The 14417-nt window shown below is 64.9% G+C and carries 13 protein-coding genes; all 13 read left to right on the plus strand.

What is annotated here, in order from left to right; translation table 11 throughout:
• Positions 1–223 precede the first annotated feature (223 nt).
• The 13 genes from AmiPiv_RS06700 to AmiPiv_RS06760 all read left to right on the plus strand — a co-directional run bounded on the left by AmiPiv_RS06700 (position 224) and on the right by AmiPiv_RS06760 (position 14416).
• Positions 224–2443 (plus strand): putative bifunctional diguanylate cyclase/phosphodiesterase, encoded by a 2220-nt coding sequence (locus AmiPiv_RS06700; RefSeq protein ID WP_445206923.1) that lies wholly within the window; start codon positions 224–226, stop codon positions 2441–2443.
• 155 nt (positions 2444–2598) lie between these two features.
• Positions 2599–3378: an N-acyl amino acid synthase FeeM domain-containing protein gene (locus tag AmiPiv_RS06705; protein ID WP_340036559.1), complete on the plus strand. Its 780-nt coding sequence runs from the start codon at positions 2599–2601 to the stop codon at positions 3376–3378.
• A 92-nt stretch (positions 3379–3470) separates the two neighbouring features.
• Positions 3471–4145, plus strand: a complete 675-nt coding sequence (locus AmiPiv_RS06710; protein ID WP_340036561.1) for a Crp/Fnr family transcriptional regulator — start codon at positions 3471–3473, stop codon at positions 4143–4145.
• A gap of 364 nt (positions 4146–4509) precedes the next feature.
• Complete coding sequence (locus tag AmiPiv_RS06715) at positions 4510–6492, plus strand: AMP-dependent synthetase/ligase (protein WP_340036562.1); 1983 nt, start codon at positions 4510–4512, stop codon at positions 6490–6492.
• Entirely contained in the window at positions 6489–7310 is an 822-nt protein-coding gene (locus tag AmiPiv_RS06720; protein WP_340036563.1) for an ABC transporter ATP-binding protein, read from the plus strand. The genes AmiPiv_RS06715 and AmiPiv_RS06720 overlap by 4 nt, the downstream gene beginning before the upstream one ends.
• Positions 7311–7320: 10 nt before the next feature.
• The gene (locus AmiPiv_RS06725) at positions 7321–7461 is read left to right on the plus strand and encodes a DUF3096 domain-containing protein (protein ID WP_340036564.1); all 141 of its coding nucleotides are present in this window, start codon (positions 7321–7323) and stop codon (positions 7459–7461) included.
• An 86-nt stretch (positions 7462–7547) separates the two neighbouring features.
• On the plus strand, positions 7548–8507 hold the full coding sequence (locus AmiPiv_RS06730; protein ID WP_340036565.1) for a branched-chain amino acid ABC transporter permease: 960 nt from the start codon (positions 7548–7550) through the stop codon (positions 8505–8507).
• Positions 8508–8511: 4 nt separating this feature from the next.
• Positions 8512–9588: a branched-chain amino acid ABC transporter permease gene (locus AmiPiv_RS06735; protein WP_340036566.1), complete on the plus strand. Its 1077-nt coding sequence runs from the start codon at positions 8512–8514 to the stop codon at positions 9586–9588.
• Between the two features lie 74 nt (positions 9589–9662).
• Entirely contained in the window at positions 9663–10976 is a 1314-nt protein-coding gene (locus tag AmiPiv_RS06740; RefSeq protein WP_340036567.1) for an ABC transporter substrate-binding protein, read from the plus strand.
• Between the two features lie 177 nt (positions 10977–11153).
• The gene (locus AmiPiv_RS06745; RefSeq protein WP_340036891.1) at positions 11154–11999 is read left to right on the plus strand and encodes an ABC transporter ATP-binding protein; all 846 of its coding nucleotides are present in this window, start codon (positions 11154–11156) and stop codon (positions 11997–11999) included.
• 138 nt (positions 12000–12137) lie between these two features.
• Positions 12138–12386 (plus strand): aa3-type cytochrome c oxidase subunit IV, encoded by a 249-nt coding sequence (locus AmiPiv_RS06750; RefSeq protein ID WP_340036568.1) that lies wholly within the window; start codon positions 12138–12140, stop codon positions 12384–12386.
• A 276-nt stretch (positions 12387–12662) separates the two neighbouring features.
• Positions 12663–13988: a Re/Si-specific NAD(P)(+) transhydrogenase subunit alpha gene (locus tag AmiPiv_RS06755; protein ID WP_340036569.1), complete on the plus strand. Its 1326-nt coding sequence runs from the start codon at positions 12663–12665 to the stop codon at positions 13986–13988.
• Entirely contained in the window at positions 13988–14416 is a 429-nt protein-coding gene (locus AmiPiv_RS06760) for an NAD(P) transhydrogenase subunit alpha (protein WP_340036570.1), read from the plus strand. Before AmiPiv_RS06755 ends, AmiPiv_RS06760 begins: the two co-directional genes overlap by 1 nt.
• Position 14417: the final 1 nt, after the last annotated feature.

Genomic DNA, 14417 nt, shown 5'->3' on the forward strand with positions numbered 1-14417 from the left:
TTGTTTACCTGAACTCGAGATTACAGCTCCTGGCAGGTTGCCCGGGGACTGCGGAACCCTTCGGAAACGGGCTTTCTAAGCCTTTCTTAAGGCGCATGTGCCAGTGCTTGGGTCGGCCATGTGGGCTCCGGACGTGCGCAGAAAAAACAACGAGATACCAGTCGACGTCTACATTCCGTTCGTGGAAACGCTTTTCCGCGATGGCTCGACGCTTGCCGTTGGTATGATCGCCCAGACGATGCTGATGGTCGTCGTCTGGTGGAAGACGGCGCACCCGCTCTACCTCGTCATCGCGCTCTGCATGCTGCTCGTCGGCACATTGCGCCTGCGGAATTTCCGCAAATACAACAGCTTGCCGGCAGCCACCACCTGGGAAGAAGCGCGCAAGCGCGAGAACGACTACATCCTGTATGGGTCGTTGCACGGCCTGGTGCTGGGCGCGTTCTGTCTGGCGGGCATCTACTTCGCCTACGATCCGTTCGCCGAGATTGCCGCCGTGTGCGTGACGCTTGCTTCGGCCACGTCGATCGCCGGCCGAAACTATGGATCGCCGCGTATGGTGGTGATCCTCACCGTCACCATGACCTGGGCCATCTCCCTGGGTTTCCTGTTGCGCGGCGACTTCTACCATGTCTTCCTGGGGCTGCTGTCCGCGCCGTTCCTCTATGCGATCCGCAAGTTCGCCGACACCGTGCGCGACGTGCTTTTCACCGCCGTGTCGGAAGAGAAGAAGGCCAACCGCCTGGCCCAGCGCTTCAATCGCGCACTCAACACCATGTCGCACGGCCTGGTGATGCTAGGCCCGGACGGCCGCGTTGCGGTCGCCAATGCCGAGGCCGCGCACCTGATGTCGGTGCGCGCGCCGGAGGCGCTGCTCGGGCGGTCGATCCACGGCCTGCTCATGCGCGGCGTCGCCGCCGGCCAGCTGGCGTTGAAGGATTGCCGCTACATCGAGGCGCAACTGACGCGGGCGCTGCGCGAAGGCAGGGACCGCAAGGTGCTCGTGTCGCTGTCGAACGGGCGGTTCCTCGAGTTTTCGGCCCGCGAGGGCAGCCAGGAACTCGGCGTCATCACGTTCGAGGACGTGACCGCACGTGTGGCCGCCGAGGAGAAGATCCGCTTCATGGCGCGCTACGACAGCCTCACCGGCCTGCCCAACCGCGCCTATTTCCACGAGGTCGTCGACGAATGCATGTTCGCCGGCGACCGCGACAGGCTTTGTGCGCTCGCAGTCCTCGACCTGGACGACTTCAAGAGCGTCAACGACACGCTCGGCCATCCCGTTGGCGACGGCCTGATCTACGCGGTCGCCGAGCGGCTCGCCGTCTTCGCCAGCGAAGACGTCAAGGTCAGCCGCTTCGGCGGCGACGAGTTCATGATCTATTTCGACCAGGTCGACAGCGAAGCGCATCTGGGATCGATGCTCGACCGCATCTTCGCCGCCATGCAAGGTGAGGTGGACGTCGCCGGACATGTCCTGCGCATCCAGGCCAGCGGCGGCGCCGTGCTCGCACGGGTTCGCGATTCCGACGTCGACACGATGATCGTCAAGGCCGACCTTGCCCTCTACAAGGCCAAGGATATGGGCAAGAACGGCTGGCAGCTGTTCGAGTCGGTCATGGACGCGGCCTTCCGCAACCGCCAGATGATGAAGGCCGATCTTCGGAGCGCGATCGAAGCCGGCGCCCTGCGCGTGGTCTTCCAGCCCATCGTTTCGATGAGCACCATGCGCATCGCCAGCTGCGAGGCGCTCTGCCGCTGGGACCATCCGGACCTGGGCCCGGTGTCGCCCTCGACCTTCATCCCGCTGGCCGAGGAGATGGGTATCGTCTCCGACATCAGCACCTTCGTGCTGCAGGCGGCCTGTGCCGAATGCTCGAAGTGGCCTGCCCCGATCAGCGTGTCGGTGAACCTTTCGGCCAAGGACTTCCGCAGCCGCGATGTGGTCGACAAGGTGAGGGCAGCACTTGCCGCTTCCGGTCTTGCGGCCAATCGCCTGGAGATCGAGGTGACCGAAACGGCACTGCTCGACGACAAGTCGCAGACGCGGGCCTATGTCGAGGAGCTGAAGTCCATCGGCATCCGCATCGCGCTCGACGATTTCGGCACCGGCTATTCCAGCCTGAGCTACCTCCACAAGCTGCCGCTGGACAAGGTCAAGATCGACCGCAGCTTCCTGGCGGACGTGGCGCAGAACCCGCGCTCGCTCCAGCTGCTCAAGGGTATAGTCGACCTGTCGCGCCCGCTCGGGCTGACGGTGACCGTGGAAGGGGTGGAAACCTTTGAGCAGCTCAAGATCCTGGCCGTCGCGGTGCAGCCCGACCTGGTGCAGGGCTTCCTGTTCGGTTCGGCACTGTCGTCATCGGGCATAGAGACGATGTCCAACACGGTCTGGCCGTTCGCGCAGGACCTGAGCCGGGCGCGCAAGGCCGCCAACCGCTGACCTTCTTCATCGCTGGAAGCTTAACGCGAGAATATGCTTAATTTTCCGTTAATTATTAACCTTAACGGAAGGTAAACGAGAACTGTCTTATTTTCATCTTTACATCATGAGGGTCCGCGCTACCCTTCTGCCAGGGCGGAAGTACGGGGAAAGCCATGACCATCCATCAAGCGACGTCCGGCGGTGACGCCGGCGTCAAGAGTAGCAGTGAGTCCGAAGCCGATTCGTCGTTTGCGAGTCACGTTTCGAGTTTGCTCGAGAGGACCGAATATCGCCGCTGCGACAAGGGCGAGGACCTCGAAGACATCTACCGCCTGCGCTACAAGTCGTATCGCCTGAGCGACATGGTGTCGGAAAACGCCGACCACACGATCCATGACAACCTGGACGAAGTGGAAAACTGCTACAAGTTCGGCATCTATATCGACGGCCACCTGGTCAGCACCTTGCGCATCCATCATGCGTGCCGCGAGACCCCGCTGTCACCGTCGACGACGGTCTATGGCGACGTGTTGCATCCACAGCTGGCGGCCGGAACCACCTTCGTCGATCCGAGCCGTTTCGCGGCAGACCCCGACTGGTCGCGAGTCTATCCGCAGATTCCCTACCTGACGCTTCGCCTTGCCGGCATGGCCTGCTTCTATTTCGAGACGCCATATTGCCTTTCGACGATCAGGCCGGAGCACTCCGGGTTCTATCGCCGCATCTACAAGTCGGAGCAGATCGGCGAGCTGCGCGAATATCCCGGCCTGAACTACAAGGTTGTGCTCTACCGTGCCGACGTGAACGCCATACGCGAGCGTTCGTTCAAGCGCTTCCCGTTCTTCAAGTCGACGCCGATGGAGCAGCGACTGATGTTCGGCAGGCCGGCGGTCGGCGAGCTTGCGCCGCTGACAATTCTTCCGACGGCGAAATACTACCGCGAGGCGGCGTGAGCGGCCCTGCCGCTGCGCCTTGCCATGGCAGGCGGCCGCGCCCATAAGTTGGCGATGCCGGGACGCGCGAAGCCTGGCGATTCCGAGGGCCGATGACATCCCGCAGCGAACTCGTCCGAAGCACAGTCTGGTCGCGCGACCTGGCGGCGGACGAGCTTGAGCGCGCCACCCGCGGCGTGACCGAGAAGCACTTCGTCAAGGGCAGCTACATCTGCCATCGCGGCGACCGCTGGGACTATTGGGGCGGCATCGTCACCGGCCTGGTCAAGATGAGCTCGATTGCCCGCAGCGGCAAGGCGATCACCTTCGCCGGCCTTGGCGCCGGCGGCTGGTTCGGCGAGGGCTCGGTGCTGAAGGACGAGCAGCGCAAATACGATCTCGTCGCGCTGCGCGACACGCATCTGTTGCTGATGAACCGGGCCACCTTCTTCTGGCTCACCGAGAACAGCGTCGGCTTCAACCGGTTTCTCGTCCGCCAGCTCAATGAGCGGCTGGCGCAATTCATCGCCTCGACCGAATACGAGCGGCTGCTCGACCCCAAGGCCAAGGTGGCGCGCAACCTGTCCTGGCTGTGCAATCCGGTGCTGAACCCGCATGTGAAGAGCCTGGTCGAGATCACCCAGGAGGAGATCGCGCTGCTCGCCGGCGTGTCGCGGCCGGTCGCCAACCGCAGCCTGCAGGAACTCGAGCAGGAAGGCCTGCTGCGCGCCGAACATGGCCGCATCTACGTCGTCGACGCCGAAAGGCTGGGCGACTACGGCGCATAGCGACCCTTTGAGGGGTCAACTCGTCTTGCTGTCGGGGGTGTCAGGAGACGTGGCGCGGGGACCGCGCATTTAAAAGACAACCTGCCGTCCTGTCTGTCAAGCGGCGCGTTGATCGCCCACCGCCTTCGCGCATAGCCTCACCCCAATCAAAGCCGGCGCGCGACGCCGGGCAGACGGAGAAAACTCCGCAGCAGAAAGGGAGGAGCTCGCATTGACCGATGCCGGCATCGCCGCGCGCGCGGATGTCCACCATGCAGGCGGCAACGCAGGCCGTTATGCTAAGGACGGGCTTGCCGCCCCTGCGCATCCTGCCAGAATGCCCCGCTCGACCGCCAAAGATGCGGCAAGCGGGAGGAACTGGCGCATGGGTGCATCGGCGCATGCCGACGGCATGGATACGTTCCCGAAATTCCTGCTGCTCAACGCCGAACGGTTCGGCGACCGCCCCGCCATGCGGCACAAGGACTTCGGCATCTGGCAAAGCTGGACCTGGAAGGAGCAGCTGGCCGAGATCCGCGCCTTCGCCATCGGGTTGCAGGCGCTCGGCCTCGAGCGTGGCGACCGCATCGCCATCATCGGCGCCAACCGGCCCAGGCTCTACTGGAGCTTCGCCGCCGCCCAGTCCCTCGGGGCCGTGCCCGTGCCGGTCTATGCCGACGCGGTGGCCGAGGAACTGGCCTATGTGCTCGACAATGCGGGCGTGCGCTTCGCCGTCGTCCAGGACCAGGAGCAGGTCGACAAGATCCGCTCCTTCGCCAGCGAGATCCACGCCCTGACCGACGTCATCTACGACGAGCCGCGGGGCCTGCGCGACTACGATCACAAGGGCCTGCACGATTTCGGCAAGGTCCAGCAGCAGGGGGCGGCATTGCTCGCCGCCAGCCCCGCGCTCGGCGACGCCTGGGAAGGCGCCGTCCGCGACGCGTCCGGCGACGAGATATCGGTCATGCTCTACACCTCCGGCACCACCGGCCGGTCGAAGGGCGTGATGATCAAGGCCGTCAACGCGGTCGGCGCCGCGCGCGACACCGCCGTCTTCGATCGCCTCTCCGAGAATGACAGCGTGCTGGCCTATCTGCCGCTCGCCTGGGTCGGCGATCACTATCTCAACTACGCGCAGGGCTACGTTGCCGGCTTCTCGATGAACTGCCCCGAGAGCAGCGAGACCGTGGCGCAGGACCTGCGCGAGATCGGCCCTACCTTCTATTTCGCGCCGCCGCGCATCTTCGAGGGGCTGCTCACCAGCGTCACCATCCGCATGGAGGATGCCGGCTGGCTGAAGCGCAAGATGTTCACCCATTATGTCGGCGTGGCGAAGAAATACGGCGAAGCCATCCTCGAGGGCCGCCCGGTGCCGCTCGCCGGGCGCATTGCCTACGGCATCGGCGAATTCCTGGTCTACGGTCCGCTCAAGAACGTGCTCGGCCTTTCCAACATCCGCGTCGCCTACACCGCGGGCGAGGCGATCGGCCAGGACCTGTTCTCGTTCTTCCGCTCGCTCGGCATCAACCTCAAGCAGCTCTACGGCCAGACCGAGGCCTTTCTCTATGTGACGGTGCAGAAGGACGGCGAGGTGCGCGCCGATACGGTCGGGCCGGCGGCGCCCAACGTCGACATCCGCATCACCGACGCGGGCGAGGTGCAGTTCCGCTCGCCGGGCCAGTTCTCCGGCTACTACAACCAGGACGACAAGACCGCGGAGGCGATGACCGAGGACGGCTACGTCAAGACCGGCGACGCCGGCTTCTTCGACAAGGACGGGCAGCTCAGGATCATCGACCGCGCCAAGGACGTCGGCAAGCTCGCGACGGGTGCGCTGTTCGCACCCAAATACATCGAGAACACGCTGAAGTTCTTCCCCAACATCAAGGAGGCGGTCGCCTATGGCGACGGGCGCGGCTTCGCCTCCGCCTTCGTCAACATCGACCTGCAGGCGGTGGGCAACTGGGCCGAGCGCAACAACATCGCCTATGCCTCCTACCAGGAGCTCGCCGGCCACCCCGAGGTCTATCGCATGATCGCCGGCAACGTCGAGGAGACCAACCGGCGCCTGTCGCGCGAGCCGATGATGGCGGGCGCCCAGATCAAGCGCTTCCTCATCCTGCACAAGGAACTCGACGCCGACGACGGCGAGCTGACGCGGACCATGAAGGTGCGCCGCGCCTTCGTCGCCGACCGTTACGCGCCGCTGATCGAGGCGCTCTACGACGGCTCGACGGAGAAGTTCGTCGACACCGAGGTGACCTACGAGGACGGCCGCAAGGGCCGCATCAAGGCGACGGTCCAGATCATGGACGTCAGGACCTTCGGCGCCAAGGGCGCGGTCATGCGGGAGGCTGCGGAATGAACATCCACGCCAGCCCGCAAGCCGCCGCGGCCGAAGATGGCATCGCCCCCGGCGGTCTCCTGATGGAGGTGAAGAACGTCTCGCTGTCCTTCGGCGGCGTGAAGGCCATCACCGACATCTCCTTCGACGTGCGCAAGGGTGAGATCCGAGCCATCATCGGGCCCAACGGCGCCGGCAAGACGTCGATGCTCAACGTCATCAACGGCTTCTACACGCCGCAGCAGGGCACGATCGTGTTCCGCGGCCGCGAGCGCAGGGCGATGAAGCCGCACCACGCGGTCCGCCAGGGCATCGCCCGCACCTTCCAGAACGTCGCGCTGTTCAAGGGCATGTCGACGCTCGACAACATCATGGCCGGCCGCTCGGTGCTGATGCGGCGCAACCTGTTCTGGCAGATGCTCTGGCACGGCCCGGCGCTCGCCGAGGAGATCGAGCATCGCCGCGTGGTCGAGGAGATCATCGACTTCCTCGAGATCCAGCACATCCGGCGCGTGCCGGTCGGCAAGCTGCCCTACGGCCTGCAGAAGCGCGTCGAGCTCGGCCGCGCGCTCGCCATGGAGCCGTCGCTGCTGCTGCTGGACGAGCCGATGGCCGGCATGAACCTCGAGGAGAAGGAGGACATGAGCCGCTTCATCCTCGACGTGAACCGGCAACGCGGCACCACCATCGCGCTGATCGAGCACGACATGGGCGTGGTGATGGACCTTTCCGACCGGGTGGTCGTGCTCGACTACGGCAAGAAGATCGCCGACGGCCCGCCCGACGAGGTCAAGTCAAACCAGCAGGTCATCGACGCCTATCTCGGCGTCGCACATTGAGGAGGCTTCCATGATGGTTCCGATCGCACCGCTCATCTCGCTGATCGCCGGCGTCCTGATCCTCGTGATGCCCAGGCTGCTCAACTACATCGTCGCCATCTACCTCATCGTCGTCGGCCTCATTGGCCTGTTCCCGCAATTGTCGGGTTGAGGCGCAGGCATGTTTGAACGCTCTTCCTCACCGTCTCGGGGTGGCAATGAACCACCCCTGCCGACCCTAGATACGGAGCCGTCGTCATGGATCTCCTGAACTCCATCCTGGTGAAGCCCTTCGGCGACATGTTCGGTGCGCCCGACTTCCTTATCCAGGTGCTGTGGGAGGGCCTGGTGGCCGGCGTGCTCTACGCGCTGATCGCGCTCGGCTTCGTGCTCATCTACAAGTCTTCGCGTATCTTCAATTTCGCCCAGGGCATCATGGTGGTGTTCGCGGCGCTGACACTTGTCGGGCTGCACGAGAAGGGGGTGCCGGCGCTGCTCGCCGTGCCGATGACGCTTGCGGTGATGTTCGCGCTCGCGGTCGCCATCGAGCGCGTCGTGCTCAGGCCGCTGGTCAACCAGCCCGACATCATCCTTTTCATGGCCACGATCGGCATCACGCTGTTCCTCGTCGGTTTCGGCGAACTCATCTTCGGCGGCGAGAACAAGGTGATGATCACCGAGCAACTGTTCATTCCCACCGGCAGCTTCGAGTTCGAGCCCTTCGGCGGCTTCGTCTCGATCGAGCAGAAGGACGTCACCGCCGTCATCGGCGCGGTGCTCCTGGTCGCCGGGCTGATCCTGTTCCTCAACCGCTCGAAGATGGGTCGCGCCATCCGGGCGCTCGGCGACGACCACCAGGCGGCGCTTTCGGTCGGCATCTCGCTATCGACCATCTGGGTGCTGGTCTGGTTCATCGCCGGCGTCATCGCGCTGGCCACGGGCATCGTCTGGGGCGCGCGGGCAGGGGTCTCCTTCGCGCTCGAGGTCATCGCCTTCAAGGCGCTGCCGGTGCTGATGCTGGGCGGGCTCGAATCCGTGCTCGGCGCCATCGTCGGCGGCATCGCCATCGGTGTTCTGGAGAAGCTGTTCGAGATCTACTGGGGTCAGCCGCTGCTCGGCGGCAACACCGAGACCTGGTTCGCCTTCGTCTTCGCCCTCATCGTCCTGCTGTTCCGGCCCCAGGGCCTGTTCGGTGAACGCATCATCGAGCGGGTGTGAGACCATGCTCTACCGCACAGCCGGCCAGTTCAAGACCTCCTACCATGCCGACCACGCGCTGTTCCCGGTTCGCCAGGACGCGCTGCTGCTCGGCTTCATCCTCTTGCTTGCCTTCGTCGTCTTCCCGATGACGGCCAGCGAGTTTGTCTTCAAGGCGCTGCTCGTGCCGGTGCTGATCTATGCGCTGGCGGCGCTGGGGCTCAACATCCTGACTGGCTTCGCCGGGCAGCTGTCGCTCGGCACCGGCGCCTTCATGGGCGTCGGCGCCTATGCCTGCTACAAGCTGGTCAGCATCTTCCCTGAGATGAACATCGTCGTGGCGATCGCGCTGTCTGGCTTCTTCTCGGCGGCCATCGGCGTCGCCTTCGGGCTGCCGTCGCTCAGGATCAAGGGCTTCTATCTCGCCATCGCCACGCTCGCGGCGCAGTTCTTCCTGGTCTGGCTGTTCGAGAAGTGGGCCTGGCTCTACAACTACAATTCGTCGGGCGCGATCCAGGTGCCCAACATCGACATGTTCGGCGTCACCGTCGCCGGGCCGAATGCCAGCGCGGTGGTGCAGTACTATTTCGTGCTCTGCGTGGTCGCGCTGGTCACTTTCTTGGCCATCAACATCACCCGCGGCCGCGTCGGCCGCATCTGGAAGTCGGTGCGCGACATGGACATTGCCGCCGAGCTCGTCGGCATCAACCTGATGAAGGCGAAGCTGTCGGCCTTCGCGGTGTCGTCCTACATCGTCGGCGTCTCCGGCGCGCTGTTCGTGTTCCTGTGGCGTGGCGCGGCCGAGCCGGTGCTGTTCGACATCCCGCTGTCGTTCCGCGTGCTGTTCATTGCCATCATCGGCGGCCTCGGCTCGATCCTCGGCAACTTCCTGGGCGCCATCCTGATCGTGGCGCTGCCGGTCGTCATCAGCGCCCTGCCGGCGGCACTCGGCCTGCCGGTCAGCTCGGCAACGGTCGAGCACCTCAACACCATGACCATCGGCGCGCTGATCATCACGTTCCTGATCATCGAACCGCACGGGCTCGCCCGCTTCTGGGCGATCATCCGGGAGAAACTCATCATGTGGCCGTTCCCGCACTGACGCCGGGGCGGCCTTCGAGACGGGGCGGTCGACCCGATCCGAACGGGAAAAGCGACCAAGTGGAGGAGACCAGAATGAAGACGTTCCTGAAGAAGACCCTGCTGCCGGTGGCGTTGCTCGTCGGCACCGCGCTTGCGGTGCCGGCGTTCGCCGCGGAGGACGTGATCAACGTCACCAACCTGTCCTACCGCACCGGGCCGTTCGCGGCGACGGGCACGCCGCTGATGAACGGCCAGCGCGACTACATGCAGATGCTCAACGAGCGCGACGGCGGCGTCAACGGCGTCAAGCTGAACTACGACGAGTGCGAGACCGGCTACAACACCGAAAAGGGTGCCGAGTGCTACGAGAAGACCAAGGCGACCAGCATCGTCACCCAGCCCTGGTCGACCGGCATCACGCTGCAGGTGCTGCCCAAGTCCAACGTCGACAAGGTGCCGATCCTCGCCCCCGGCTACGGCTTCTCGCCGATGACCGACGGCAAGGTCTTCCAGTGGGCCTTCAATCCGCCGGCCACCTACTGGGACGGCGCCTCGATGATCCTGAAGAGCATCTCAGACGGCAATGTCGAGAACCTCAAGGGCAAGAAGGTCGTGCTGCTGCACCTCGATGCGCCCTACGGCAAGGAGCCGATCCCGCTGCTCAAGGCCTATGCCGACAAATACGGCTTCACCTTCCTGCCGATCCCCGTCGGCGTGAAGGAGATGCAGAACCAGTCGGCGCAGTGGCTGCAGATCCGGCGCGAGCGCCCGGATTTCGTGCTGATGTGGGGCTGGGGCGCGATGAATGTCGGCGCGGTCACCGAGGCGGTCAAGACCAAGTTCCCGATGGACAAGTTCGTCGGCATTTGGTGGTCCGGCCATGACGGCGACATGAAGTCGGTGGGCGAGGCGGGCAAGGGTTATCGCTCGCTGTCGTGGAGCCTGCCCGATTCCAACTCGCAGGTGATGCAGGACATCAAGAAATACGTGGTTGACGCCGGCAAGTCGCAGATCGGCGCCGGCGAGTTCGACTGGGTGTTCTACCAGCGCGGCGTGCTGATCTCGATGTTCACCGTCGAGGGCATCAAGGCCGCGCAGGAGAAGTTCGGCACCAAGGTGGTCAATGCCGAGCAGCTGCGCTGGGGCCTCGAGAACCTCAAGCTCGACGAGGCCAGGCTCGCCTCGATCGGCATGGCCGGCATGATCGGGCCGTTCTCCACCGCCTGCAACAACCATGCCGGCCACGCCGGCGCCTGGATGCTGCAGTGGGACGGCACGAAGTTCGTCAAGGTCTCCGATCTTCTGTCGGCCGACCAGGACATGATCGCGCCGCTCGTCGAGGCCGAGGCCAAGAAATACGCCGAGGCCAACGCGCCCTGGCCGGTCAACGAAGAGTGCAAGATGTAATGCTGCCGCCCGTTCCACAGACGGGACGGGCGAAACTTGAACAGGCGAGGGGCCGGGACATCGCCCGAACTGCTCCTCCGATTTGGGCGTAGCGGCGCCTCTCGCCTGCAGCCTCTCCCCGCCACCGCGGGGAGAGGCTGGTCGGCAGGCGGCAAGACGATGAACGAGAGGACGACGATGACGAGCAAGGCCAGTTCCGACCTCGAGCCGAAGAATGCCCAGGCGCCGATCCTCTCGGTCAACAACATCGAGGTGATCTACGACCATGTCATCCTGGTGCTGAAGGGCGTTTCGCTGTCGGTGCCGGCCGGCGGCATCACCGCGCTTTTGGGCGCCAACGGCGCCGGCAAGACCACCACGCTCAAGGCGATCTCCAACCTTCTGCTCGCCGAGCGCGGCGAGGTCACCAAGGGCACCATCGTCTTCGACGGCGACCAGGTGCAGGCGCTGTCACCCAACCAGCTCGTCCGGCGCGGCTGCATCCAGGTTATGGAGGGCCGCCACTGCTTCGGCCATCTCACGGTCGAGGACAATCTCCTGTCCGGCGCCTTCACCCGCCGCGACGGCAAGGCCGCCGTGCGCGCCGACCTCGACCTCGTCTACGAGTATTTCCCGCGCCTCAAGGTGCGGCGCACGAGCCAGGCGGGTTACACCTCGGGCGGCGAGCAGCAGATGGTGGCCATCGGCCGGGCGCTGATGTCGCGGCCGAAGATGATTCTCCTCGACGAGCCGTCGATGGGGCTTGCGCCGCAACTGGTCGAGGAAATTTTCGAGATCGTCAGGAAGCTCAACGAGGAGCAGGGGGTGTCTTTCCTGCTCGCCGAGCAGAATGCCGGGGTGGCGCTGCGCTATGCCAAATACGGCTACATCCTCGAGTCCGGCCGCGTGGTTCTCGACGGCGAAGCACGGGCGTTGCGCGAGAACGAGGATGTGAAGGAATTCTATCTCGGCGTTGGCGGCGAAGGGCGAAAATCATTCCGCAACGTCAAGCACTACAAGCGGCGCAAGCGCTGGCTCGCCTGAGCCCCTGCGTCGATATGTGCGGTGATTGCCCGAGAATCCGTTGATATTCTTGTCACACGGCGAAAGGCAATCTTTCCATTGCCCTGCCGCGCGCATTTCGCTATGTGCCCTTGAACTCGTATTCCGGAGGGGACTCTCATGGCTGACCACACGCCGACCGGCCCGATCGAACTTGGCGCAGATATGGACTACGCCGAGCACGAGAAAACCTATTCGACCTTCATCACCCTGGCGAAATACGGCACCTTGGTCTGCGTGGCACTGATCGTCGCGATGGCCTTCGGCTTCTTCACGCCCGCCGGCTTCTTCTCGTCCACGGTGCTGTTTCTGATCATCTGCGCCGTCGGCGGCTATCTGCTCCGCGACGTGCCGACCCATATTACCTGACATTTTCTCCGCGCAGCCGCGGGTTTTCCGCGTCCGCTCGAATCCCCTCCAGAAGGGGTAGGGTTGGAACAGGCAGTCTTCGCTCTGAACGACCTGAATGCGGACCGGCGGCGTGTGCCGATGCTGCCTGCGCGCCCGGCGGGCGCGACTTCGATGTGATTTCTGGGACGCCGGCCTCCGGTCCCGTCCCGTGCGGATTTCGTTGGTAGAGGCCGACGCAACTTTTCGCGTCAGGCACTTTACGTTTGGTAAGGTTCCAACCGAAAGGACGTAGCGGTGGGCCAGGCAATATTCATACCGAGGGAAACTGACCCGAACGAGGGTCGCGTGGGCGGTTCGCCGGAGACGGTGAAACGCCTCGTCGGCTTTGGCTTCGAGGTGGTCGTCGAGACAGGCGCCGGCACCCTGTCGCGCATCACCGATGCCGACTACCAGGCGGCGGGTGCCAGGATCGGCAAAGCGGCGGATGCCGCGAAGGCCGATGTCGTGCTCAAGGTCAGGCGGCCGAGCGAGGCCGAGCTCAAGGGCTACAAGGCGGGTGCCGCGGTGCTCGCCACGATGGATCCCTATGGCAACGAGGCGGCCGTGGCGGCGATGGCCAAGGCCGGCGTGACGGCCTTTGCCATGGAGTTCATGCCGCGCATCACCCGTGCCCAGGTGATGGACGTGCTGTCGTCGCAGGCCAACCTCGCCGGCTACCAGGCGGTGGTCGACGGGGCGGCCGAATACGATCGCGCCCTGCCGATGATGATGACGGCGGCGGGCACGGTGCCGGCGGCAAAGGTGTTCATCATGGGCGTCGGCGTCGCCGGCCTGCAGGCGATCGCCACCGCCCGCCGCATGGGCGCGATCGTCACCGCCACCGACGTGCGTCCGGCGGTGAAGGAACAGGTCGCCTCGCTGGGCGCCAAGTTCATCGCCGTCGAGGACGACGAGTTCAAGCAGGCCGAGACCGCCGGCGGCTACGCCAAGGAGATGTCCAAGGAGTACCAGGCGAAGCAGGCGGCGCTGACCGCCGAGCACATCGCCAAGCAGGACATCGTCATCACCACGGCCCTGATCCCGGGCCGTCCGGCGCCGAAGCTGGTGTCGGCGGCGATGGTCGCTGCGATGAAGCCGGGCTCGGTGCTGGTCGACCTCGCGGTCGAGCGCGGCGGCAATGTCGAGGGCGCTGTCCCCGGCAAGGTCGTGACCACCGGCAACGGCGTCAAGATCGTCGGCCATCTCAACGTGCCGGGCCGGGTCGCGGCGTCGGCCTCGCTGCTCTACGCCAAGAACCTGTTCGCCTTCCTCGAGACGATGATCGACAAGGGTGCCAAGAAGATCGCCATCAACCGCGACGACGAGCTGGTCAAGGCGACGATGCTGACCGACGCCGGCAAGGTGGTGCACCCCAACTTCGCCAATGCGGCCGCAGCCGCGGCGGCGGACAAGCCCAAGCCGATCGTTGCGGGCCAGAACCGCGGCGACGATCCGGCGACCGACGGCGCTGCTGCCAAGCCCGCGGCGAAGAAGGCCGCCAAGTCCGACAAGCCGGCCGCCGCCAGGAAACCGGCTGCTGCCAAGAAATCAGCCAAGTCGATCTCCGGGGGAGATGCGTGATGGAACAGACGGCTCTCGAAAAAGCGCTCGACCAGCTCGACCAGGCGGTGGCCGCGGTCCGGCTCGGCGTGCAGGAACTGGCCAACGCGCAAGGGGCGGCGGACGCCGCCGGCGGGGTGGCGCACGCTGCCTCTGGCGGGGTGATCGACCCGTTCGTGTTCCGCTTTGCCATCTTCGTGCTGGCGATCTTCGTCGGCTACTACGTGGTCTGGTCGGTGACGCCGGCCCTGCACACGCCGCTGATGGCTGTGACCAACGCCATCTCCTCGGTCATCGTGGTGGGTGCGCTGCTTGCCGTCGGCATCGCCGCGTCCGGCCTTGCCACCGGCTTCGGCTTCGTCGCCATGGTGCTCGCCGCCGTCAACATCTTCGGCGGCTTCCTCGTCACCCAGCGCATGCTGGCCATGTACAAGAAGAAGGACAAGTGAC

Source organism: Aminobacter sp. Piv2-1 (assembly GCF_037625995.1).
Lineage (GTDB): Bacteria > Pseudomonadota > Alphaproteobacteria > Rhizobiales > Rhizobiaceae > Aminobacter.

What these genes read in the sequence shown, in the direction of transcription:
- AmiPiv_RS06750 (WP_340036568.1), top strand. Translation starts at nt 12,138, where the DNA reads ATGGCTGACCACACGCCGACCGGCCCGATCGAACTTGGCGCAGATATG.
- AmiPiv_RS06745 (WP_340036891.1), top strand. Translation starts at nt 11,154, where the DNA reads ATGACGAGCAAGGCCAGTTCCGACCTCGAGCCGAAGAATGCCCAGGCG.
- AmiPiv_RS06720 (WP_340036563.1), top strand. Translation starts at nt 6,489, where the DNA reads ATGAACATCCACGCCAGCCCGCAAGCCGCCGCGGCCGAAGATGGCATC.
- AmiPiv_RS06725 (WP_340036564.1), top strand. Translation starts at nt 7,321, where the DNA reads ATGATGGTTCCGATCGCACCGCTCATCTCGCTGATCGCCGGCGTCCTG.
- AmiPiv_RS06700 (WP_445206923.1), top strand. Translation starts at nt 224, where the DNA reads ATGATCGCCCAGACGATGCTGATGGTCGTCGTCTGGTGGAAGACGGCG.
- AmiPiv_RS06735 (WP_340036566.1), top strand. Translation starts at nt 8,512, where the DNA reads ATGCTCTACCGCACAGCCGGCCAGTTCAAGACCTCCTACCATGCCGAC.
- AmiPiv_RS06710 (WP_340036561.1), top strand. Translation starts at nt 3,471, where the DNA reads ATGACATCCCGCAGCGAACTCGTCCGAAGCACAGTCTGGTCGCGCGAC.
- AmiPiv_RS06730 (WP_340036565.1), top strand. Translation starts at nt 7,548, where the DNA reads ATGGATCTCCTGAACTCCATCCTGGTGAAGCCCTTCGGCGACATGTTC.
- AmiPiv_RS06740 (WP_340036567.1), top strand. Translation starts at nt 9,663, where the DNA reads ATGAAGACGTTCCTGAAGAAGACCCTGCTGCCGGTGGCGTTGCTCGTC.
- AmiPiv_RS06760 (WP_340036570.1), top strand. Translation starts at nt 13,988, where the DNA reads ATGGAACAGACGGCTCTCGAAAAAGCGCTCGACCAGCTCGACCAGGCG.
- AmiPiv_RS06715 (WP_340036562.1), top strand. Translation starts at nt 4,510, where the DNA reads ATGGGTGCATCGGCGCATGCCGACGGCATGGATACGTTCCCGAAATTC.
- AmiPiv_RS06705 (WP_340036559.1), top strand. Translation starts at nt 2,599, where the DNA reads ATGACCATCCATCAAGCGACGTCCGGCGGTGACGCCGGCGTCAAGAGT.